The sequence below is a fragment of the Nonomuraea polychroma genome (genome assembly GCF_004011505.1).
Lineage (GTDB): Bacteria > Actinomycetota > Actinomycetes > Streptosporangiales > Streptosporangiaceae > Nonomuraea > Nonomuraea polychroma.
Window position 1 is genome coordinate 10,791,539 of sequence record NZ_SAUN01000001.1, and the last position, 19,514, is coordinate 10,811,052.

Annotated in this window: 18 protein-coding genes; 10 read left to right on the forward strand and 8 right to left on the reverse strand. The window is 70.9% G+C overall.

The annotated features are described in order from the left end of the window. Positions 1 to 12: 12 nt before the first annotated feature. The 6 genes from EDD27_RS50420 to EDD27_RS50445 all read left to right on the forward strand — a co-directional run bounded on the left by EDD27_RS50420 (position 13) and on the right by EDD27_RS50445 (position 5,582). Positions 13 to 411, forward strand: coding sequence for a TadE/TadG family type IV pilus assembly protein (locus tag EDD27_RS50420; protein WP_241564673.1), 399 nt, complete (start codon positions 13 to 15; stop codon positions 409 to 411). After that, positions 408 to 809, forward strand: a complete 402-nt coding sequence (locus tag EDD27_RS50425; protein ID WP_127939816.1) for a TadE/TadG family type IV pilus assembly protein — start codon at positions 408 to 410, stop codon at positions 807 to 809. The genes EDD27_RS50420 and EDD27_RS50425 overlap by 4 nt, the downstream gene beginning before the upstream one ends. Further along, the gene (locus EDD27_RS50430; RefSeq protein WP_241564674.1) at positions 802 to 1,212 is read left to right on the forward strand and encodes a TadE/TadG family type IV pilus assembly protein; all 411 of its coding nucleotides are present in this window, start codon (positions 802 to 804) and stop codon (positions 1,210 to 1,212) included. Before EDD27_RS50425 ends, EDD27_RS50430 begins: the two co-directional genes overlap by 8 nt. Before the next feature lie 103 nt (positions 1,213 to 1,315). Further along, positions 1,316 to 4,033 (forward strand): BTAD domain-containing putative transcriptional regulator, encoded by a 2,718-nt coding sequence (locus EDD27_RS50435; protein ID WP_241564675.1) that lies wholly within the window; start codon positions 1,316 to 1,318, stop codon positions 4,031 to 4,033. Beyond that, positions 4,030 to 4,629, forward strand: a complete 600-nt coding sequence (locus EDD27_RS50440) for a hypothetical protein (protein WP_127939817.1) — start codon at positions 4,030 to 4,032, stop codon at positions 4,627 to 4,629. Before EDD27_RS50435 ends, EDD27_RS50440 begins: the two co-directional genes overlap by 4 nt. After that, entirely contained in the window at positions 4,626 to 5,582 is a 957-nt protein-coding gene (locus EDD27_RS50445; RefSeq protein WP_241564676.1) for a hypothetical protein, read from the forward strand. The genes EDD27_RS50440 and EDD27_RS50445 overlap by 4 nt, the downstream gene beginning before the upstream one ends. On the opposite strand, the gene EDD27_RS50450 is transcribed toward EDD27_RS50445, so the two are convergent. From EDD27_RS50450 to EDD27_RS50465, 4 genes are all read right to left on the reverse strand, one after another. Beyond that, positions 5,575 to 5,835, reverse strand: coding sequence for a MarR family transcriptional regulator (locus tag EDD27_RS50450; protein ID WP_421917067.1), 261 nt, complete (start codon positions 5,833 to 5,835; stop codon positions 5,575 to 5,577). The genes EDD27_RS50445 and EDD27_RS50450 overlap by 8 nt on opposite strands. A gap of 31 nt (positions 5,836 to 5,866) precedes the next feature. Then, positions 5,867 to 6,376 carry a methylated-DNA--[protein]-cysteine S-methyltransferase gene (locus tag EDD27_RS50455; RefSeq protein WP_127939820.1) on the reverse strand — a complete coding sequence of 170 codons (510 nt, stop codon included), beginning with the start codon at positions 6,374 to 6,376 and terminating at the stop codon, positions 5,867 to 5,869. Continuing rightward, positions 6,373 to 7,758 carry a DNA-3-methyladenine glycosylase 2 family protein gene (locus tag EDD27_RS50460; RefSeq protein WP_127939821.1) on the reverse strand — a complete coding sequence of 462 codons (1,386 nt, stop codon included), beginning with the start codon at positions 7,756 to 7,758 and terminating at the stop codon, positions 6,373 to 6,375. Before EDD27_RS50460 ends, EDD27_RS50455 begins: the two co-directional genes overlap by 4 nt. Positions 7,759 to 7,871: 113 nt before the next feature. Continuing rightward, a complete protein-coding gene (locus EDD27_RS50465) occupies positions 7,872 to 9,092 on the reverse strand; it encodes an MFS transporter (protein WP_241564677.1) in 1,221 nt (406 codons plus the stop codon). A gap of 61 nt (positions 9,093 to 9,153) precedes the next feature. Between EDD27_RS50465 and EDD27_RS50470 the strand changes: the two genes are divergently transcribed. After that, positions 9,154 to 10,116 carry an ArsR/SmtB family transcription factor gene (locus tag EDD27_RS50470; protein WP_127939822.1) on the forward strand — a complete coding sequence of 321 codons (963 nt, stop codon included), beginning with the start codon at positions 9,154 to 9,156 and terminating at the stop codon, positions 10,114 to 10,116. Here EDD27_RS50470 and EDD27_RS50475 read toward each other — a convergent pair. From EDD27_RS50475 to EDD27_RS50485, 3 genes are all read right to left on the reverse strand, one after another. After that, positions 10,105 to 11,043, reverse strand: coding sequence for an NYN domain-containing protein (locus EDD27_RS50475; RefSeq protein ID WP_127939823.1), 939 nt, complete (start codon positions 11,041 to 11,043; stop codon positions 10,105 to 10,107). The genes EDD27_RS50470 and EDD27_RS50475 overlap by 12 nt on opposite strands. A gap of 107 nt (positions 11,044 to 11,150) precedes the next feature. Then, the gene (locus EDD27_RS59140; RefSeq protein ID WP_127939824.1) at positions 11,151 to 11,360 is read right to left on the reverse strand and encodes an acyl-CoA carboxylase subunit epsilon; all 210 of its coding nucleotides are present in this window, start codon (positions 11,358 to 11,360) and stop codon (positions 11,151 to 11,153) included. Further along, positions 11,357 to 12,949 carry an acyl-CoA carboxylase subunit beta gene (locus EDD27_RS50485; protein ID WP_127939825.1) on the reverse strand — a complete coding sequence of 531 codons (1,593 nt, stop codon included), beginning with the start codon at positions 12,947 to 12,949 and terminating at the stop codon, positions 11,357 to 11,359. The genes EDD27_RS59140 and EDD27_RS50485 overlap by 4 nt, the downstream gene beginning before the upstream one ends. A 124-nt stretch (positions 12,950 to 13,073) precedes the next feature. Between EDD27_RS50485 and EDD27_RS50490 the strand changes: the two genes are divergently transcribed. The 3 genes from EDD27_RS50490 to EDD27_RS50500 all read left to right on the forward strand — a co-directional run bounded on the left by EDD27_RS50490 (position 13,074) and on the right by EDD27_RS50500 (position 18,102). Further along, positions 13,074 to 13,850 (forward strand): ABC transporter ATP-binding protein, encoded by a 777-nt coding sequence (locus EDD27_RS50490; protein ID WP_127939826.1) that lies wholly within the window; start codon positions 13,074 to 13,076, stop codon positions 13,848 to 13,850. After that, positions 13,847 to 15,412: a hypothetical protein gene (locus EDD27_RS50495; protein WP_127939827.1), complete on the forward strand. Its 1,566-nt coding sequence runs from the start codon at positions 13,847 to 13,849 to the stop codon at positions 15,410 to 15,412. The genes EDD27_RS50490 and EDD27_RS50495 overlap by 4 nt, the downstream gene beginning before the upstream one ends. Positions 15,413 to 15,480: 68 nt before the next feature. Then, a complete protein-coding gene (locus tag EDD27_RS50500; RefSeq protein WP_127939828.1) occupies positions 15,481 to 18,102 on the forward strand; it encodes a phosphoenolpyruvate carboxylase in 2,622 nt (873 codons plus the stop codon). Between the two features lie 320 nt (positions 18,103 to 18,422). Here EDD27_RS50500 and EDD27_RS50505 read toward each other — a convergent pair whose 3' ends face one another. After that, positions 18,423 to 19,505, reverse strand: coding sequence for an epoxide hydrolase family protein (locus tag EDD27_RS50505; protein ID WP_127939829.1), 1,083 nt, complete (start codon positions 19,503 to 19,505; stop codon positions 18,423 to 18,425). Positions 19,506 to 19,514 lie beyond the last annotated feature (9 nt).

A 19,514-nucleotide genomic window follows, 5' to 3' on the forward strand; every position in this document is an offset into this window, starting at 1 on the left:
GGCGAGCGCGGCGTGACCGCGGTCGAGCTGGCCATCCTCATGCCGGTCGTGCTCGCGGTGGTGCTGCTCATCGTGCAGGTGGCGCTCTGGTTCCACGGGCGGCAGGTGGCCGAGGCGGCCGCCAGGGAAGGCGCCCGCGTGGCAAGGGCGGCGCCGATCGACTCGGGCGACTGGCCCGGTGCGGCCACGGCCAAGGCCACCGACATCGTGCGGGCCATCGGGCCGCGGCTGCTCGGCAACGCCACCGCCACGACGTCCGAGCGGGAGCCCGACCAGCGCTTCGTCACGGTGACCGGCAGCGCCGTGCAGGTCATCCCGCTGCTGCCGCCACTCACGTTCACGATCACCGCCACCGCGGGCGGTCCCGTCGAGTGCTTCCGCCCCGACGACGGCGGCGAGGACTGCGGATGACGACCAGAGATCCCGAGCGCGGCTCCATGGCCGTGGAGACGGTCATGCTGGCCCCGCTCTTCCTGCTGTTCCTCATGTTCCTCGTCGGCGCCGGGGTGCTCGTGGAGACCCAGGGGCGGGTCAACGGGGCGGCCAGGGACGCCGCCAGGGCGGCGTCGGTGCAGCGTACGTTCGACGAGGCCGAGGCGGCCGCCGAGGCGATCGCCGAGAGCACGCTCACCGGCCCCTGCGGGTCGCCGTCGGTCACGCTGGACGGCTCGGCGTGGGAGCAGGGCGGCCAGGTCCAGGCCGAGGTGACGTGCGAACTCGACCTCGGCTTCCTCGGCTTCGGCGGCACCAAGCAGATGACCGGCACGGCCGTGGTGCCTCTGGAGCAGTTCAGGAGGATCGATGAGTGAACGCGGCTCGATGTCGGTGTTCACCGTGCTGTTCTCCGTGGTCGTGTTCCTGCTGGCCGGGCTGCTGGTGGACGGCGGGGCGGCGATCAACGCCCGGCTGCGTGCCGCCGACGTGGCCGAGCAGGCCGCGCGGGCCGGCGCCGACCAGATCGACGTGGACCACCTGCGTGCCATCGGGGAGACCAGGCTGCTCGGCGACGACCAGGTGTGCGCGCGGGCCGACGAGATCGTCGCGGCCCAGGGCGGCGACGACGTGACCAGCGGCGAGTGCTCGGTGGGGCAGGGGCAGGCACTGGTGACGGTCACCGTGTCGGTGCGGTGGGAGGCGTTCTTCCTCGGCGCGATCGGATTCCCCGGCTCGGAGATGACCGGCCAGGCGACCGCCGCGCCCGAAGCGAGATAGACCGAATCGCTCCACTCGATGGATTGCGGAACGCACGAGGCAAGACGCTGGACCGGAGACCCGAAGGGCGCGGAGCCCCCGAGGTAAAGGAGACAGAGAGGCGATGCCGACGCGAGAGCCCGCGCGTCCCCAGGGGCGGCACACGTCCGCGCGCATGCCCGCCAGACGCAGCGCCGGCGACGTGGTCGCCGGGCTCGCGGCGCTGGTCGTGCTGGTCGCGCTCGTGGGCGGGGTGCCGTACGCGCTGCTCACGTTCGTCGGGCCCCCGCTCAGACCGGAGCTGCTCGACCTCGAGACGCTCACCAGCCGGGTCGGCCCCAGCACGATCGTGGCGGTGCTGGTGCTGCTGGTGTGGCTGGCCTGGTTCCAGCTGTTCGCGTGTGTGCTCGTCGAGGTGTACGCCGGGGTCCGCCGGGTGGGCATGCCCGCCCGCGTGCCGTTCTCCGGCGGCACCCAGGCCCTGGCCAACAAGCTCGTCGGCGCCGTGCTGCTGCTGTTCACCACCGGGGCGATGCTCGCGCCGATCGCCAAGCTGACGCCCACTCCCGCCGCACCTCCCGTGACGGCGGTGGCGTACTCCGCGCCGATCGTCGAGAAGGCGATGGAGACGAACAAGACCAAAAAGGTGTACGTCGTCCAGCCGCCGCACGGCCGCCACCACGAGAGCCTGTGGGAGATCGCGGAGAAGTGCCTGGGCGACGGCCGCCGCTATCCCGAAATTTACCGACTCAACCAGGCGAAAGTGCAGCCGGACGGCACCCGCCTGAAGATGGCTGATCTGATCAGGCCCGGCTGGGTGCTCGACATGCCGGACGACGCCAGAAACGTCCACATCGTCCCTGTCGACCAGCCGCGCGAGGAGACGCTGCGCGACCACCCGGGCCGGGCGCAGGTGCCCGACCACATCGAGAAGAAGAAGGACGACGTCGAGCGGAAGACCGAGAAGAGGGGCGAGGCCAAGCACCGCCTGCCGGAGCAGCAGGACCAGCGGCGGCAGGAGCCCGAGCAGCAGGAGCAGCCGATCGTCCGCGAGAGCCAGGGCGACGACCTGGTCGAATACCTGGCCGCGGCCTCGCTGGCCGCCGCCGGGCTGCTCCTCGTGCTGGCCAGGCGGCGCCGCGAGCAGCTGTGGAACCGGGTGTTCGGCCGCAGGATCGCCCGCCCGCGCGGCGACGCCGCCGAAGCCGAGGTCGCGCTCCGGCTGGGCGGGGACGCGCCGGGCGCTCGCATCCTGGACATCGGCCTGCGCCTGCTCGGCGCCGAGCTGGCGGCGCAGCACCGCACCCCGCCCATCGTGTACGCGGCCCACCTGTCACCACGCACGCTCGACCTGTGGGTGCATCCGCCGGCCCCCGACCCGCCCGCGCCCTGGACGGCGGAGGACGGCGGCCAGGTGTGGCGGCTGCCCGCCCACGAGGGCCGCATGCTGGCGGAGAACCAGCTGGGCGGAGCGCCGTACCCGGGGCTGGTCTCCATCGGCACGAACGTGCACGGACGGGTGCTCATCGACCTCGAAGCCGCGCAGGGCCTGATCAACGTACGCGGCACGCAGACCACGGCCGCGCTGGCCGCCCTCGCCGTCGAGCTGGCCACCAACCGCTGGTCCGACCGCATGCGCGTCACGCTCGTCGGCTTCGGCGAGGAGCTGACCGCGATCGCCCCCGACCGCATCAGGGCCGTCGGCAGCCTGGCCGAGGTGCTCCCCGAGCTGGAGGCCGCCGCGGCGCCCCGCAGGGAGGTGCTGACCGGCCGCATCAGCGGCAGCCCGCGCGACGCCCACTACCTGCTGTCCGCGGTCGCGCCCACGCACGAGGAGGCGCGCCGGCTGGCGCTGCTGGCCCGCAGGGACACTGCCGGGTACGTCGTCGCGGGCGACGTCCCGCACGCCACGTGGACGCTGGAGATCAGCGACGACGGCAAGGCCAAGATCGCCGAGCTGGGGTTCGAGGTGGATGCCCAGCTCCTGCCCCGCCGCCACTACCGGGCGCTCGTCGATCTGTTCCGCACCGCCGGGCGGCTCGACGGCGAGGCCATCCCCGAGGCGGAGCCGCTGCCGGGACTGCACCCGCCGGCCGTCGAGATCAGGATGCTCGGCCCCATCGAGTTGCTCGGCCTCGGCCCGCTGGAGGAAGGCCGGCTCGCGCTGGCCACGGAGCTGCTGATCTACCTGGCCACACACCCGGGCGGCGTGCATCCCGTGGTGCTCGGCGGGGTGTTGTGGCCGCGTGGCGTGCAGGACATGGTCAGGGACGCCACGATCGCCAGGGTCGCCGAATGGCTGGGACCCCGCCACCTGCTCACCGACGGAGCCGGGCGGCTGCGGCTTGGGCCCGAGGTGCGTACGGACTGGGCGTTGTTCCGGGAGCTCGTTCGCCGCTCGCACGTCGACCCGATGGCCAGGGCCGTGCTGCTGGAGAAGGCGCTCGGCCTGGTCAGGGGGCCGCTGCTGGCCGGTCGGCCGCCCGGCAGGTACGCGTGGCTGGCGGCCGAGGACCTGGAGTACGACGTGGCCGCCGAGGTCGCCGACGCGGCGCACCAGCTCTGCGAGATCAGGCTCGCGCAGGAGCAGCCGGACGCCGCGGTGGCGGCCGTACGCGCGGCGCTGCTGCTGGCGGCCGACGACGAGGGCCTGTGGCGCGACCTGCTGCGGGCCACGCACGCGACCGAGGACGTCGTACGACTGCGCGCCGTCGTCGAGGGTCTGACCAGGAGAGCGGCCTCGCACCCGTACGGCGGCGGGATGGCTCCGGAGACCGAGGCGTTGATCGAGGAACTGCTGCCCACGTGGCGCATCCACGTCGTGAGGGAGTCGTCGGCATGAGACGAATGGCGATGGCGCTGATCCTGCTGGCCGTGGCGGGCTGCGGCCAGGCCGAGCAGCCGTACCGGCCGCAGGAGGCGCCGAAACCCGCGAAGAGCGACACGGCACAGACCGAGCCGGCGGAAGAGGGGCTTCCGTCCGGCCCGCAGCTCATCGACATCGCCGAGGGCATGCGCGTGCGGGTGGAATGGCCCGCGAACCCGGACCCGCTGCTGAAGGTCATGGTCGACCAGTACGTCGGCACCCGTAAGGCCGTCGTCGAGGGAAAACGCGGCTACAAGCGCAACCTCGAGATCGACGCCCAGGTCCAGGCGACCGAGTGGGTGAACGAGCTCATCGACCAGGAACGCTCGATGCGTGGCACGGGCCGCATCTACAACCTGCGGGTCAGCGCGCGCATGGGCAGGGGCGCGCAGATCGACGCATGCGTGGACGAGTCGAAAGTGCGCCTGATCTCCTCGCGCACCGGGGAGGTCGTCTCCCCCCACCCTGATTGGACCCGCCCTTACGCCGAGAGCGTGGCCGCGCACCACGGTGACGACGGAGTGTGGCGCATCAGGTCCTACCTCACTCCCAGAGAAGGATGCACCCGATGAAAGCGTTGATCTCGATTGCGACGGCAGGACTGCTGCTCCTGCAGCCTTGGATCACCTACGATCCGGGGCCGGGAAGTGACACGTCCGCACGCGGCTCCCAGATCGGCGACTCCGGGGAGAATTTACGCGCCGAGATCGAGTCGAGACGGATCAAGGTCTCCGGCAATGGTGTCAGAGGCGGCAAGGGTGACGGCTTCCGGATGAAGCGACCGTGCTGGTACGAACCCTTCCTGAACGCCGAGGACATGCACCGCTTCTTCACGGAGGGCCGTGACGCGGCCAACCGAGCGCGGATCGACGAGGAGAGCTTCCGCGCCTTCACCCAGCAGTTCAAGGACAAGCTGGGCCAGAAGGGGTTGTGGTGGACGCCGGGCTACAACAAGGGCGATCCAGCGGGAGCGGCCTGCTGGGCCGATCTCCAGCAGTTCCTGTTCGTGCCGCCTGGGGTCACGCCGCCCTCGGGGATCACCATCGAGCAGCTGGCCGAGCTCGCCAGGGCCGCGATGACCGTGCCCGAGCAGACCGTCAAGCTGAATCCGGACGCCAAGAGCTTCGTGAACCTGCCCACCCACGTCTGGCTGGAGGGGATAGGCGAGACCCGCCGTTCGGTCACGGCCGAGATCCCCGGCGTCATGAGCGTGACACTGGTGGCCACGCTCCAAGACCTCAAGATCGACTCCGGCACCACTCCGGATCGTGCGGAGGTGACCGAGAGCGGGTGCGGCACGGCCGGGAAGCCGTACGTCAAAGGCGGGGAGTTCTCCTGCGGCGTACGTTACCTGCGTTCTTCGATCGATCAGCCGCGCGAGACGTACCCGCTGACCGTCACCGCCGTGTGGCCGGTGGAGGTCCAGGGCGACGTGGTCCCGTTCCAGTTCGCGCCGGTGGAGCTCGGCGTGACCCGGGACGTGCCGGTCGGTGAGATCCAGAGCAACGTCAAGCCGCCTAACTGAGGACCGCGGCGAGCGGGGCGAGCTCCGGCTGCTCCGCCGCCTCGGCCAGCACTTCCTTGAGCACGGCGTCGTGCGTCGGGCGGGCCTGCGCGAGCAGGTCCCGTCCGTCCTGCGTGACCTCGGAGCAGATGCCGCGCCTGTCGTCCTCGCACAGGTAGCGCCTGAGCAGCCCGCGGTTCTCCAGCCTGGTGACGAGGCGCGTGGTGGCGCTCTGGCTGAGCCCGACCGCGCGGGCCGGCTGCTGCATGCGCATGTGCCGGCCGTCCTGACGGCCCGAGACATTGCTATGGGTAGGTGATTCCCCCGGATTCGTGGGCAAGCAGCCACTCTTTGACCGGTACGCCGTAGTAATAGCCGCCATACCCTCCACTGCTGGGCAGGACCCGGTGGCATGGGACGAACGGCGCGATCAGGTTCTGCGCGCACGCCGACCCGGCCGCCCGTGCCGCCGTCTTCGGCAGCCCGGCCCGTTCGGCCAGCTCCGCGTACGACACGGTCGTCCCCGCCTTGACCTCGCGCAACGCCTCGTGCAGGCGCTTGCGTGTCGGGCTGCCGGGCTGGGAGACCGGGATGGCGTCCAGGGCGTGCAGGTCGCCCGCCAGGTACGCGCGGACGGCCTCCGACGCCGCACCCAGGTCGTCCACCACCTCCAGGCCCTCCGCCTGGAGCGCGGGTGTGAGGCGGGCGTACATCTCCTTCGGGTCGGCGGTGAAGCCGGCCGCGACCAGCACTCCCTCGCGGGACAGCAGGGACAAAGGCCCGATGGGGGTCGGGATGAGCTGTGCAGCGATCATGATGAGCTCCAGAGGTGCAGCGCGGCGTAGGCCCGCCAGGGCCGCCACCGCTCGATGTGATCGTCGGTGATGCCCAGGGCGGCCATGCGCTTCTTGAGCACGAGGTCGCCCGTGGGCCAGGCGTCGGGGTCGCGGAGCGCCCGCAACGCGATGTAGCTGGCCGTCCACGGGCCGATGCCGGGGACTTCGAGCAGCCCCGCCACCGCCTCCGCGGGGTCCTGGCCGCCGTCCAGGTCGATCTGGCCCTCGGCCAGGCGGGCGGCCAGGTCCTTGAGGGTCTCGATCCGGCGGTTGGTCAGGCCCAGGCCGGTGAGGTCGGTCTCCAGGAGGTGGGACGGCGCAGGGAAGAGGCCTCCGGGTGCGGCGGCCCTGGCGACGATGCGCCCCAGCAGGGTACGGGCGCCCGCCACGGAGATCTGCTGGCCCACGACCGCCCGTACGGCCAGCTCGAACCCGTCGAACGCCCCCGGCACCCGCAGCCCGGGCCGCGCCGCGACCAAAGGCCCGAGCGAGGTCTGGCCGAGGATCTCGGCGATGGCGTCAGGGTCGGCGTCCAGGTCGAGGAGGCGGCGGCAGCGGGCCACGACGCGGGCGAGCTGCCGCGTGTCGTCCACCGCCACGTCGAGTGCGATGTGGTCCTGCCGTGGTGTGAGCGTGATCGTCCCACCCGGCACGGCCCGGGAGTACGACGTCCGGTCCGCCACCTCCAGCCCGGGAATCGCCCGGGAGGCCAGAAATGCGAAGACCCCCTCCACGTCGTACGGCTCCCGCCGGTGCAGCCGCAGCCTGAGCGAGGCGTCGGACACCCGCGGCCCGGCCGTGGCCCGCAGCTCGCTTGGCGTGAAGCCGTACGTCTCCCGCATCGTCGCGTTGAACTGCCGCACGCTCCCGAACCCGGCTGCGAACGCCACGTCCGTCACCGGCAGCCCTGTCTCCGTCAGGAGCTGCTTGGCCAGCAGCAGCCGCTTCGTCCGCGCCACCGCCAGCGGCCCGACGCCCAGCTCGGCCACGAACAGCCGGTGCAGGTGCCGCTCGGTGATGTGCAGCCGCCTGGCCAGCCCCGCGACGCCCTGCTCGTCGGCCCCGCCGTCGTCGATCAGCCGCAGAGCCCGGCCGACGAGGTCGCCACGCACGTCCCAGCCGGGGTCGCCGGGGGACAGCTCGGGGCGGCAGCGCTTGCACGGGCGGAACCCGGCGGCCTCGGCCGACGCCGCGTGCCGGTAGAAGCGCACGTTGCGCGACGCCGGCGTACGAGCCGGGCAGATCGGGCGGCAGTAGATGCGCGTCGTCGTCACCGCCGTGTAGAAGCGCCCGTCGAACCGGGCGTCCCTGGCCGAGACGGCCCGGTAGCAGGAGTCGAAGTCGAGCTCAAGTGGTGACATGTCTTCGACGGTATGCGCTTCGCCGAGTGTTGACCGGCGGAAATCGGACACGACCGTGAAACACCAGGTCAGCAGGTCACAGCAGATGACCGGCAGGAATCGGACATGGATTCTCAGGGGTGGCGGCGGAGCGGGGAGAAGAGGATCGGGATCCAGCTCGCGGCCATGATCAGGGCGCCCAGCCACAACGCGGAGCGCACGCCCCAGATCTCGCCGAGCGCGCCCGCCAGCAAGCCGCCCAGGCCGACCGCGCCCATGAGGAGCAGCCGCATCGTGGCCGTCATCCGGCCCAGCATGGCGTCGGGGGTGACGCGTTGCCGCAGGCTGACGAGCAGCACGTTGTTGACCCCGGTACGGAACGCCACCACGAACCAGGCCGCCGCGGCCGCCCACAACCACGGCCCCCGGTCCAGGAACGGGATCGCCAGCGAGGCGGGTGCGGTGGCCAGGCTGACGAGCCAGGTGGCCCGGCCGGTGCCGAGGCGGCGGCCGATCAAGTGGGCGAAGGACGAGCCCGCCAGCGCCCCGAGCCCGCCGACCGCGAGGTACGCGCCGAGCACCCACTCCGGGTAACCGAGCTCGCCGACGAGGAGGACCGGCAACAGGACCGAGCAGAGCGGGAACGCCAGGTTCGCCATGGTCCCTTGGACCAGGGCCGCCACGAGCACCCGGTCGTGGAAGAGGAAACGCACGCCGGCCGAGATCTGCCGCCCGATCGGCTCCCGGCGTTCCAGGGTCGTCGGCGGTTCGGGCACACGACGCAGCCAGGCGGCCGACCACAGGTAGCTCAGCGCGTCCGCCAGCACCGCGACCGGCGCCCCCGCGACCTGCACCAGCACCCCGGCCATGCTCCGCCCCGCGATGTCCATGCCCGCGCCCATCCCGACCAGCAGCGAGTTCGCCGACGTCAGCCGCTCGCGCCCCACCAGCCCGGGCACGAGAGCCATCGAGGCCACGTCGAACACCAGCGTGCCCGCCCCCACCAGCACCGCCACCGCATAGAGCTGCCCCATGGACAACCACCCGCCCCACCAGGCGACCGGCACCGACAGCAGCGCCCCCGCACGCAGCAGATCGGTGGCGATCATCACCGGCCGCCGCCGTACCCGGTCCACCCAGGCCCCGGCGGGCAGCCCCAGCACGAGCACCGTGAGCGTGCCGAGCGCCGCCAGCAGCCCCACCTCACCGGCGCCCGCGCCCAGTACGGTCACGGCCAGCAGGGGCAGCGCGACGTAGCTGATCTGGCTGCCGAGCTGGCTGACCGCCCCGGCGACGAAGAGGTTACGAAATCCGCGGAACCGCAGCAGCGGCTCTTCCATCACAGTTGCCGACATGCCAGCCAGAGTGCTGAGATATCAACAAAAGTGGCCATCGATTAAGTGACACGCGAATCCAATGACCCTGGACCTGACGTTCACGGCTCGCGACATCGCCGACACCCGCTTCGCGATCTCACCGCTCGGCGAGGTCGTGGCCAGCGTCCGCGTGGTGAAGGACCCGAACGCCCACCCCCTCCTGCGCCCCTGGGCAAAGCAGGTACACCGGCGCCTCCAGGACGTCGACTGGCGCCTGCTGTCCGACCTGGTGCCGGTGCCGACGATCGCCATCGCCGGCTTCACCTGCACACCCCCGTCCACGTCCCTGCCGGACCTGGAGCTGGAACTCGCCACGATGCGAGGCGCGGCCGACCGGGTCCGCTCAGACCTGGACGAGATCCCAGGCCCGCGGACGAAACGGGTCCAAGCCCTCTACGACGACCCCGAGCGGGGCCTGGACCGACTGGCCCAGGAGGTCGAGACCTACTGGGCGGCCGCGATGGCGCCCTACTGGCCGCGGATCAGGTCGCTGCTGGAAGGCGAGATCCTCTACCGGGCCAAGCTGCTCGCCGAGGGCGGCGCCCAGCGCATGCTGGCGGACCTCGACCAGGCCGTCACCTGGGAGGACGGGACGCTGCGCATCAAGCACCGGTACGCGTCGGGAGTGCGCTCGCTGCGCGGGCTCGGGCTGCTGCTGGTGCCGTGCGTGTTCGTCGCGCCACGGGTCTTCTCGGTCACCACGCCGCCGTACCAGCCCACCGTGCGCTACGCGCCGCGCGGCATCGCCACGTTGTGGGAGCGCCGCGAGCTGGAACCGCCGGAGGCGCTGGCCGCCGTGCTCGGCAGGACCCGTGCCCGGCTGCTGGCCGAGCTCGACCAGCCCGCCTCCACGCGCGACCTGGCCCAGCGTGCCGGGCTTTCCGAGCCCGGCGTCAACCAGCACCTCACCGCGCTCCGCAAGGCGGGACTGTGCTCGGCGCACCGTACGGGCCGATACGTTCTGTACGCCCGCACGGAGATCGCCGAGGCGCTACTTCGATGAGACCCCCACACCCAGGTCGAACTCGCGGTAGACGCGCGCCCAGAACCCGTCACGCAGCCACACCCGGGCCTCCGGGAACGGCCGCAGCGAGTGGCCGAGCTCCTTCTCCGCCTCGATCAGCAGCTCGGTGTCGATCACGGTCGGCAGGATCGGCCCCGGCAGCAGGTCGCGAATGTTGTCGCGGCCACGGGTGAGAATCCACTTCTGCGCCACGTGCTCGCCCACGTCCTCCACCCGCGGCCGGCTCGGCCCGAGCTTGGCCACCTGCCCCGGCTTGGCGTGCGGCTTGACCGGCGCGCGGCCGGCGAAGACCTGGGCGGGCGAGGGAGCGGCAGGCGGGGTGACGGGGACAGGCTGGGGAGCACGGCTGAAAAAGGGCCTCAGGAAATCAGCAGAGATCACTTCCACGGTGTCGGACTCCCAAACCAGGCGCTCGGCCTGGTTGGTGCCGTACGGCGGCTCGACGCCCCACAGGTGGATGCGCACGCCGTACGCCTGCGCGGCCTCCACCGCCGGGACCATGTCCTCGTCACCGGCCAGCAGGATCGTGTCGGTGACCGCATGATGTCTCGCCAGGGCCTCCAGATCGCTCCTGATCTGCGCGTCCACACCTTTTTGCTGGCCACGGGCGTTCAGGTTGCCAAGGCGCACCTTGACCCAGGGGAGCTGGGCGATGACCCGCTGGTCGACGGTGGGCACGCGGTCACGGGCGGCGTCATACCAATAGATCCGCAGAAGTTCGCCAGAAATACGTTCCTCTGCATGTTTCTGTAGACTCTGGATGAGCTCATCTGCGGCCACCCGATATTCCTTGCGCTCCTTGGCGCCGAGCAGCACTTCGCCTGCCGCCGCATAGAGATAACCGACATCCACTAGGACGGCGTACTTGGCTGCCACAGGATGCGGCATGAGGTCTGGGATGGCCATGTCGTCCTCCAGGCCGCGGTGTTAGTTGATCGGCCGACTATATACGCCTACTTTCTCTAGATAGTCCCAACTCCCGGCGAGCTTGACACCCGTTTCCCAGGATCTATCTAAGGTAGAGCGCTCATCCGCCATGCCGACTTCCCGGGAAGGGCAGGCTTACGCATGCCTCTGGCGGGGTTTCGCCATGTTTGCCGACGTGGTTGGGGTGGCGTTGGCGGTTGGGCGTGCGAGCTCTGTCGTGTGGCGAGCGCGGTCACCAACGCGGCGATCTCCTCGGGCGTGGCGTCGCCCCGGACAATACGCAGATGTGCCGTCATAGCGGGATGTTCCCATGCTTCTTCGGCGGGAGCGTCGCCCGTTTGTTCCGCAGCGCGCGCAGCGCTCTGACGACCTGTGGCCGGGTGTCGGACGGCCGGATCACCGCGTCCACGTATCCGCGCTCGGCCGCGATGTACGGGTTGGCCAGCGTGTCCTCGTACTCGGTGACGAGCCTGGCGCGCTCGGCGTCCGGGTCCTCGGCGGCGGCCAGCTCGCGGCGGTAAAGAATGTTGACCGCGCCCTGCGCGCCCATGACCGCGATCTGGGCGGTGGGCCAGGCCAGGTTCACGTCCGCGCCCAGGTGCTTGGAACCCATGACGTCGTACGCGCCGCCGTACGCCTTCCTCGTGATCACCGTGATCAGCGGCACCGTGGCCTCGGCGTAGGCGTAGAGGAGCTTGGCGCCGCGCCGGATGATTCCGTTCCATTCCTGATCGGTGCCGGGCAGGAATCCCGGTACATCAACGAAAGTCAGGATAGGAATATTAAAAGCATCACATGTTCGAATAAATCTTGCGGCCTTCTCGGATGCGTTGATATCCAGACATCCGGCGAAATGCATGGGCTGGTTCGCGACCACCCCGACCGGCTGGCCGTCCACCCGGCCGTACCCGACCACGACGTTCGGCGCGAACAACGCGTGCACTTCCAGGAACTCTCCGTCGTCGACCACGTGCTCGATCACCCGGTGCATGTCGTACGGCTGGTTCGCCGAGTCCGGGATCAGCTCGTCGAGCTCGGGATCCGGGTCCAGGTCCGCGGCGGGCTCGAAGACCGGCGCCTCGTCGAGGTTGTTCGACGGCAGGTACGACAGCAGCGCCTTGACGTAGTCGAGGGCGTCCTCCTCGTCGGCGGCCTGGTAGTGGGCCACGCCCGACTTCGTGTTGTGCGTGTGGGCCCCGCCGAGCTCCTCGAACGTGACCTCCTCGCCCGTCACCGTCTTGATCACGTCCGGGCCCGTGATGAACATCTGCGACGTCTGGTCCACCATCACCACGAAGTCGGTCAGTGCGGGGGAGTAGACGTGCCCGCCGGCCGCGGCGCCCATGATGAGTGAGATCTGCGGGATAACGCCGGAGGCGTGCACGTTGCGCTTGAAGATCTCGGCGTAGAGACCGAGCGCGACCACGCCCTCCTGGATCCGCGCGCCGCCGCCCTCGTTGATCCCGATGATCGGGCAGCCGGTCTTGAGCGCCATGTCCAGCACCTTGACGATCTTCTCGCCGTACACCTCGCCGAGCGAGCCGCCGAACACGGTCACGTCCTGCGAGAACACGCAGACCTGCCGCCCGTCGACGGTGCCGTGCCCGGTGATCACGCCGTCGCCGTACGGCCGCCGCTTCTCCAGCCCGAACATCGTGGACCGGTGCCTGGCGAACTCGTCGAACTCCACGAACGAGCCCTCGTCCAGCAGCGCCAGCACCCGCTCCCTGGCCGTCATCTTGCCCTTGGCGTGCTGCTTCTCCACCGCCGCCGCGGATCCGGCGTGCGCGGCCTCATCGAGGCGGCGCTCGAGGTCAGCGATCTTTCCTGCAGTCGTATGAATGTCCGGCTTGTCCGGCATAGGCTCCGCAGCTGCTGTGCTCATCGGTCGCTCACCACTCCTCATTCGCTCCGCGGAGTCCCTCCTGCGCCGGGCCTCCACTCCGCTCACTACGTCGGGTTCGCTGCGCCATGCGCGCAAGGCTAGTCGCTCCCCCTAGATTGGTTCCATGACGGATGCCGTTCGCACCCATGGCCTGTTCAAGCGGTACGGACAGCAGGTCGCGGTGGCTGGAGTCGATCTCGTCGTCCCCGCCGGCAGCTTCGCGGGCCTGGTCGGGCCCAACGGCGCGGGCAAGACCACCACCCTCAGCATGATCACCGGCTTGCTCAGGCCGGACGGCGGGTCGGCCGAGGTGGACGGGTTCCACGTGTGGCGAGATCCCGTCGAGGTCAAGGCCCGCATCGGGGTGCTGCCGGAAGGGCTGCGGCTGTTCGAGCGGTTGTCGGGGCGCGAGCTGCTTCTTTACTCCGGGCGGTTGCGCGGCATCCCCAAAGGCGAGGTGGAGCAGCGGGCGAGCGAGCTGCTGAACGTGATGGACCTGGCCGGCGCCGCCGACAAACTGGTCGTCGACTACTCCACCGGCATGCGCAAGAAGATCGGCCTGGCGGCCGCCTTATTGCACAATCCGTCGGTGTTGTTCCTGGACGAGCCGTTCGAGGGCGTCGATCCGGTCAGCGCCAACACCCTCACCGAGGTGCTCCAGCGCTTCACCGCCTCCGGCTCGACCGTCATCTTCTCCAGCCACGTCATGGATCTGGTCGAGCGGTTGTGCGACTGGGTGTCGGTGATGAGCGCCGGCCACATCGTGGCGCAGGGGCCGCTGGAGCACGTACGCGGTGGCCGCAGCCTCAACCAGGCGTTCCTCGATCTGGTCGGCGGCCCGGCCCAGGACCGCGAGGCGGGGCTGACCTGGCTGGGCGCCAAGGCCAAGGACACCCCTTGAGCACCGTCACGCTCTTCGCGCGGCTGAAGCTCCGGCTGCTGGCCGGCAACCTGCGCGGCGACCTCCAGCGCAAGCTCGGCTTCGTCTTCACCCTCATCATGGCCGCCGGCCTGGCCGCGCTCGGCTTCTTCCTGATGAGCCTGCTCAGGCTGGCGCCCGCCGACATCGCGAGCTCGCTCGTGATCGTGGCGTTCGCGTTCTTCCTGTTCGCCTGGATGATCGTGCCGCTGCTGGCGTTCGGCCTGGACGACACGCTCGATCCGGCCAAGCTGTCGTTGTTCCCGCTGCGTACGCGCACGCTCGCGGTCGGCATGTTCACCGCGTCCGTGACCGGCGTCTGGCCCGCCGCGATGCTGATCGTCACGTTGGCCGCGCTGATCGCCCTGCCGACGAACGCCGGCGGCGTGCTGCTCGGCGTGCCGGCCGTGTTACTGCAGTTCGCGCTCTGCGTGGTGACGTCGCGGCTGATCACCACGTCGCTGTCCAGCGCGCTGCGTACCCGGCGCGGCCGTGACGTCCTGGCCGTGGCCGCCGTGCTCGTGGTGGTGCTCGCGCAGCTGCCCAACCTGGTGATGAACCGCGGCTTCGGCGACCCCGAGGCCATGTTGCACCAGATGGCGGCCGTGCTCCGGTGGACCCCGCCCGGCATGGCCGCGCACGCGATCGCCGACGGCGGCCTGATCGGGCTGGCCGAGCTCGCGTTCCTGGCGCTGCTCGTCGTGGCGCTCGGCTGGCTGTGGATCAAGGCGCTGAGCCGGGCGCTGGTCACGCCGGACGTCTCCACCCAGGCAGCCTCCGTACGCAGGGAGACGGGCGTGGTGGACCGGATCCTGCCCGACGGGCCGCTGGCCGCGGTGGTCACCAAGGAGCTGAAGTACATCAGGCGCGAGCCGAGGTTCCGCGTGGGCTGGTTCAGCGCCGTCGTGGTCACGCTCGTGTTGTCGTTCTCGCTGGGCGGCACGTCGGAAGGCCCGCCGGGACAGGGCCAGCCGATCGTGATCGCCACCGCCGGCGCCCTGATGATCGTGCTGCAGTCCGGCAACGCGTTCGGCATCGACGGCCGCTCCTTGTGGATGAACGCCGTGACGTTCGGCTCCGAGCGCAGCCTGGCCGTCGACCTGGCCGGGCGTCACCTGGCCAACGCCATGGTCGCGGTGCCGCTGCTGGCCGTGATCGCGGTCGGCGCCGGCCTGCTCGCCGGCCATCCGGCGGCGATCCTGCCGGCGATGCTGGCCGCCTGGGGCGCGCTGGGAATCGGCCTCGGCGTCGGGTCCGTGACCAGCGTCGTGCTGCCGTACTCCGTGCCCGAGCGCATGAACGCCTTCAGCGGCGCCGCCCCCGGTCAGGGCGGGCAGGCGTTCGCCTCCTCCATAGGCGCGATGCTCGGGATCACGCTGCTGTCGCTGCCGTTCGTGGTGCCTCTCGTCTTCGGGCTTCTGTGGGTCAGCGTGCTCGCACCGTTCTACGGCCTGCTGGCCGAGATGCTCGGCAGACGGCTCGCCGCCAGAATCGGCTTCGCCCGGTTGCCCGAGTTGCTCGGGGCAGTATCAAAGGCCTCCTGACCAGTGGTCTAGTCCAATTAATGAGACCGGTCTGCGGGCACTTCGCGCGAGTAGATACCCTTCGAGACATGATTGACCAGGGGCTCGAACATCGCAGCGCCGCCGTGACGGAGATGCCGGACGAGCTGCGCCACGATGTGCGGATGCTCGGCAAGCTGCTCGGCCAGGTGCTCGCCGAGCAGGGCGGCGAGGACTTGCTGGCCGACGTCGAGCGGCTGCGCAAGGCCGTCATCGCGGCACGCAGAGGCGAGATCTCGGCCGACGTGATCACCGAGATGGTCGCCGCGTGGGACATCGAGCGGGCCGTCCAGGTCGCCCGCGCGTTCACGTGCTACTTCCACCTGGCCAACCTGGCCGAGGAGCACTACAGGATCCGCACGCTGCGCGAGCGGGACGCCGAGGGCAGGGTCCAGCGGGAGTCGCTGGCGCAGGCCGTGCAGGAGCTGGGCCACGATCGTGTCGCCGAGCTGCTGGAGGGCCTGGAGCTGCACCCGGTGCTCACCGCGCATCCCACCGAGGCGCGCAGGCGTGCGGTGGTCACCGCCATCCAGCGGATCAGCGGCCAGCTCACCGAATACAACGCCCCAGGTCGCGGAGCCTCCGAGCGGGCCGAGAGCAAGCGCCGCCTGCTGGAGGAGATCGACCTGCTGTGGCGCACGGCTCAGCTGCGCTCGACCAAGCTCGACCCGCTCGACGAGGTGCGCACCGCCATGGCGGCCTTCGACGAGACGCTGTTCCGCATGGTGCCGCAGGTCTACCGCGCGCTGGACGCGGCGCTCGACCCGGGCACCGGCACCCGACCGCCGCAGGGCAGGCCCTTCATCAGGTACGGCAGCTGGATCGGCGGCGACCGCGACGGCAACCCCAACGTCACGGCCAGGGTCACCCGCGAGACCATCCAGATCCAGTCGGACCACGTGCTGGCCGCGCTCGAGGCCGCCTGCTCGCGTATCGCCCGTACGCTCACCGCCGCCGCCACGCTCGCCCCCTGCTCGGCCGAGCTGAAGACGGCGCTGGCCGCGGTCGTGGCCGCTTACCCCGAGGTCGTCTCGGAGCTGGCCACCCGCTCGCCGCGGGAGCCGCACCGGCAGTGGTTGTTGTTCGTGGCCGCGCGCATCGCCGCCACCCAGCGCCGCCACCTCGACCTCGCCTACCGCTCGCCTGCCGACCTGCTGGCCGACCTGCGGCTGGCGCAGGAGTCGCTGGCCGCCACCGCGCCGCGGCAGGCGTACGGGGAGTTGCAGCACCTCATCTGGCAGGTGGAGACGTTCGGCTTCCACCTGGCCGAGCTGGAGGTGCGCCAGCACTCCCAGGTGCACGCGGCGACGCTGGAGGAGCTGCGGGCCGGCGGCGAGCTGTCGGAGCGCACCGAAGAGGTCCTGGCCACGATCCGGGTGATCGGCTGGATCCAGGAGCGGTTCGGCGTCACCGCCTGCTCCCGGTACGTCGTGTCCTTCACCCGCTCGGCCGACGACGTCGCGGCCGTCTACGAGCTGGCCCGGCATGCGCTCGGCGACCGCGCGCCCGTGCTGGACGTGGTGCCGCTCTTCGAGTCCGGACAGGACCTGGCCAACTCGCCGCGCGTGCTGACGGGCATGCTGGAGATCCCGCAGGTCCAGCAGCGCCTGGCGGAGACCGGCCGGCGCATGGAGATCATGCTCGGCTACTCCGACTCGGCCAAGGAGCTCGGCCCCGCCGCCGCCACGCTCCGGCTCTACGAGGCGCAGGAGGAGCTGACCGCCTGGGCCGCGAAGCACGACGTGAAGCTGCGCATGTTCCACGGCCGCGGCGGCGCGCTCGGCCGTGGCGGCGGCCCGGCCAACCGCGCGGTGCTGGCCCAGGCTCCCGGCTCGGTCGCGGGCCGCTTCAAGGTCACCGAGCAGGGTGAGGTCATCTTCGCCCGCTACGGCCACATCGCGATCGCCCGCCGCCACCTGGAGCAGGTCACCAACGCCGTCCTGATGGCCTCCTCGCCCACGGTCGGCGCCCGCACCGCGGCCGCGGCCGAGCGCTTCCGCGGCATGGCTGAGCAGGTGGCCGTCGCGTCGGAGCAGGCGTACCGGGCGCTGACCGAGGCGCCGGGCTTCCCCGAGTGGTTCGCCCTGGTCAGCCCGCTGGAGGAGATCGGCTCGCTGCGCCTCGGCTCCCGCCCGGCCCGCCGCGGCCTGGGCGCGCCGCGCTCGCTCGACGACCTGCGGGCGATCCCGTGGGTGTTCGCGTGGGCGCAGACCCGGGTCAACCTGCCCGGCTGGTACGGCCTGGGCACCGGCCTGGCATCGGTGGGCTCCCTGGACGAGCTGCGGGCCGCGTACGCGGAGTGGCCGCTGTTCAACGCGATGCTGGACAACGCGGAGATGTCGCTGGCCAAGACCGACCGCTCGATCGCCAAGCGCTACCTTGCCCTGGGCGGGCGGGAGGACTTCACCCAGCAGGTGCTGGAGGAGTACGACCGGACTCGCGACCTGGTGCTGCGCGTGACCGGGCACACGCGGCTGCTGGAGAACCGCAAGGTGCTCTCACGTGCCGTCCAGCTCCGGGACCCGTACGTGGACGCGCTGTCGCACCTCCAGCTGCGGGCCCTGCGCGCCCTGCGCACCGGCAACCCGTCGGAGCAGGAGCGCGACCGCCTGTCCACGCTCCTGCTCCTGTCGGTCAACGGGGTGGCGGCGGGCCTGCAGAACACGGGCTGACGACCGTATCCGGGGCGTCGCGGCCGAGGCATGGCGCGCACGCCATGTCGGCTCCACGGGTCCGCCGCGCCTCTCTGCCCTCCTCCCAAGGGGGCTACGAAGGGCGGAAGACCCCCGCTTTCGGCACCTCGTCACGACTGGCCTGCCTTCCTTCGCCACCCCTCCGCACTGCGGCGGAGGTCCTTTGGGTGTGGGGCGAGGAGCGGCGGAGTCCTTGGAGTGTGGGCCGGGGACGGCGGGGGTCCTTCGAGGATGGGGCCGAGGGGCGGTGGAGGCCCCGCGGGAGGGAGTCAAAGCCGGGACGGGTGCGGACGACGGGGCTAGCGGAGGCCGGCGAAGAAGGCGATGACGTCGGAGGTGAGGGCCTCGGTCGCGGTGTGCGCGGTGTAGTGGCCGCGGGCCGGGGCCGGGAGCGTCTTCCAGCTCACGATGTTGCTGTGGTCGCGGTCGGCGAAGCGGCGCATGGACTGGAAGTCGCCTTCGGCCATGGCCAGCGCCGTCGGCACGGTCGTGGGCTCCTTGGGATGCTCCATGCGGGCGTTCTCCCAGTACAGGCGGATCGCGGAGCCGGCGGTCCCGGTGAACCAGTAGATCGCCGCGTTGGCCAGGACGAAGTCGTCGTCCAGGTCGTCGTCGAGGAGCTGGGCCAGCCAGCCGAGCAGGCCGGCGGGGGAGTCGGCGATGGCATGGGCGAGGGTCTGCGGCTGCTGCGAGTGCAGCACGTTGAAGGCGCCCTTCTCCTTCCAGAACCACTCCAGCACGGCCAGCCCCGCCTGCTCCTCCTCGCTCAGCTCCGCGAATTCGGCAGGGTCGCCCGAGGGGAACGAGAACAGCTGCGTGACATGCACGCCCACGACGTGCTCGGGGTCGACGCGGCCGACCTCGGGCGAGATCATCGAGCCGGCGTCGTTGCCGACCGCGCCGTAGCGCTCGTAGCCCAGCCGGGCCATCAGCTCGGCCCACGCGCGGGCGATACGCAGGTTGTTCCAGCCCAGCTCCTTGGTGGGGCCAGAGAAGCCGTAGCCGGGCAGTGACGGGACGGCCACGTGGAAGTGGCGCGACAGCGGCTCGATGGCGTCCAGGTATTCGGCGATCGAGCCGGGCCAGCCGTGGGTGAGGATCAGCGCCATGGCGTCCGGGTTGTCGCTGCGCACGTGGATGAAGTGGATGTCCTGCCCGTCGATCTCCGTGGTGAACTGCGGGTACGCGTTGAGCCTGGCTTCCTGGGCCCGCCAGTCGAAGCCGTCGCGCCAGTAGCCGACCAGGCGCTTGACCCGCTCGACGGACACGCCCTGGTCGGTGCCGGGGATCTCGTCGGTGAAGCGGGTCAGGGCGAGCCGGGCCTGGAGGTCGTCGAGGTCGGCCTGCGGGATCTCGATGCGGAAGGGGGTGATGGCGGTCATGGCGATTCC

What these genes read in the sequence shown, in the direction of transcription:
- EDD27_RS59140 (WP_127939824.1), bottom strand. Translation starts at nt 11,360, where the DNA reads ATGACGGCACATCTGCGTATTGTCCGGGGCGACGCCACGCCCGAGGAG.
- EDD27_RS50450 (WP_421917067.1), bottom strand. Translation starts at nt 5,835, where the DNA reads ATGCGCATGCAGCAGCCGGCCCGCGCGGTCGGGCTCAGCCAGAGCGCC.
- EDD27_RS50490 (WP_127939826.1), top strand. Translation starts at nt 13,074, where the DNA reads ATGACGGATGCCGTTCGCACCCATGGCCTGTTCAAGCGGTACGGACAG.
- EDD27_RS50470 (WP_127939822.1), top strand. Translation starts at nt 9,154, where the DNA reads ATGACCCTGGACCTGACGTTCACGGCTCGCGACATCGCCGACACCCGC.
- EDD27_RS50485 (WP_127939825.1), bottom strand. Translation starts at nt 12,949, where the DNA reads ATGAGCACAGCAGCTGCGGAGCCTATGCCGGACAAGCCGGACATTCAT.
- EDD27_RS50505 (WP_127939829.1), bottom strand. Translation starts at nt 19,505, where the DNA reads ATGACCGCCATCACCCCCTTCCGCATCGAGATCCCGCAGGCCGACCTC.
- EDD27_RS50430 (WP_241564674.1), top strand. Translation starts at nt 802, where the DNA reads ATGAGTGAACGCGGCTCGATGTCGGTGTTCACCGTGCTGTTCTCCGTG.
- EDD27_RS50455 (WP_127939820.1), bottom strand. Translation starts at nt 6,376, where the DNA reads ATGATCGCTGCACAGCTCATCCCGACCCCCATCGGGCCTTTGTCCCTG.
- EDD27_RS50440 (WP_127939817.1), top strand. Translation starts at nt 4,030, where the DNA reads ATGAGACGAATGGCGATGGCGCTGATCCTGCTGGCCGTGGCGGGCTGC.
- EDD27_RS50425 (WP_127939816.1), top strand. Translation starts at nt 408, where the DNA reads ATGACGACCAGAGATCCCGAGCGCGGCTCCATGGCCGTGGAGACGGTC.
- EDD27_RS50445 (WP_241564676.1), top strand. Translation starts at nt 4,626, where the DNA reads ATGAAAGCGTTGATCTCGATTGCGACGGCAGGACTGCTGCTCCTGCAG.
- EDD27_RS50435 (WP_241564675.1), top strand. Translation starts at nt 1,316, where the DNA reads ATGCCGACGCGAGAGCCCGCGCGTCCCCAGGGGCGGCACACGTCCGCG.
- EDD27_RS50460 (WP_127939821.1), bottom strand. Translation starts at nt 7,758, where the DNA reads ATGTCACCACTTGAGCTCGACTTCGACTCCTGCTACCGGGCCGTCTCG.
- EDD27_RS50500 (WP_127939828.1), top strand. Translation starts at nt 15,481, where the DNA reads ATGATTGACCAGGGGCTCGAACATCGCAGCGCCGCCGTGACGGAGATG.
- EDD27_RS50475 (WP_127939823.1), bottom strand. Translation starts at nt 11,043, where the DNA reads ATGGCCATCCCAGACCTCATGCCGCATCCTGTGGCAGCCAAGTACGCC.
- EDD27_RS50465 (WP_241564677.1), bottom strand. Translation starts at nt 9,092, where the DNA reads ATGTCGGCAACTGTGATGGAAGAGCCGCTGCTGCGGTTCCGCGGATTT.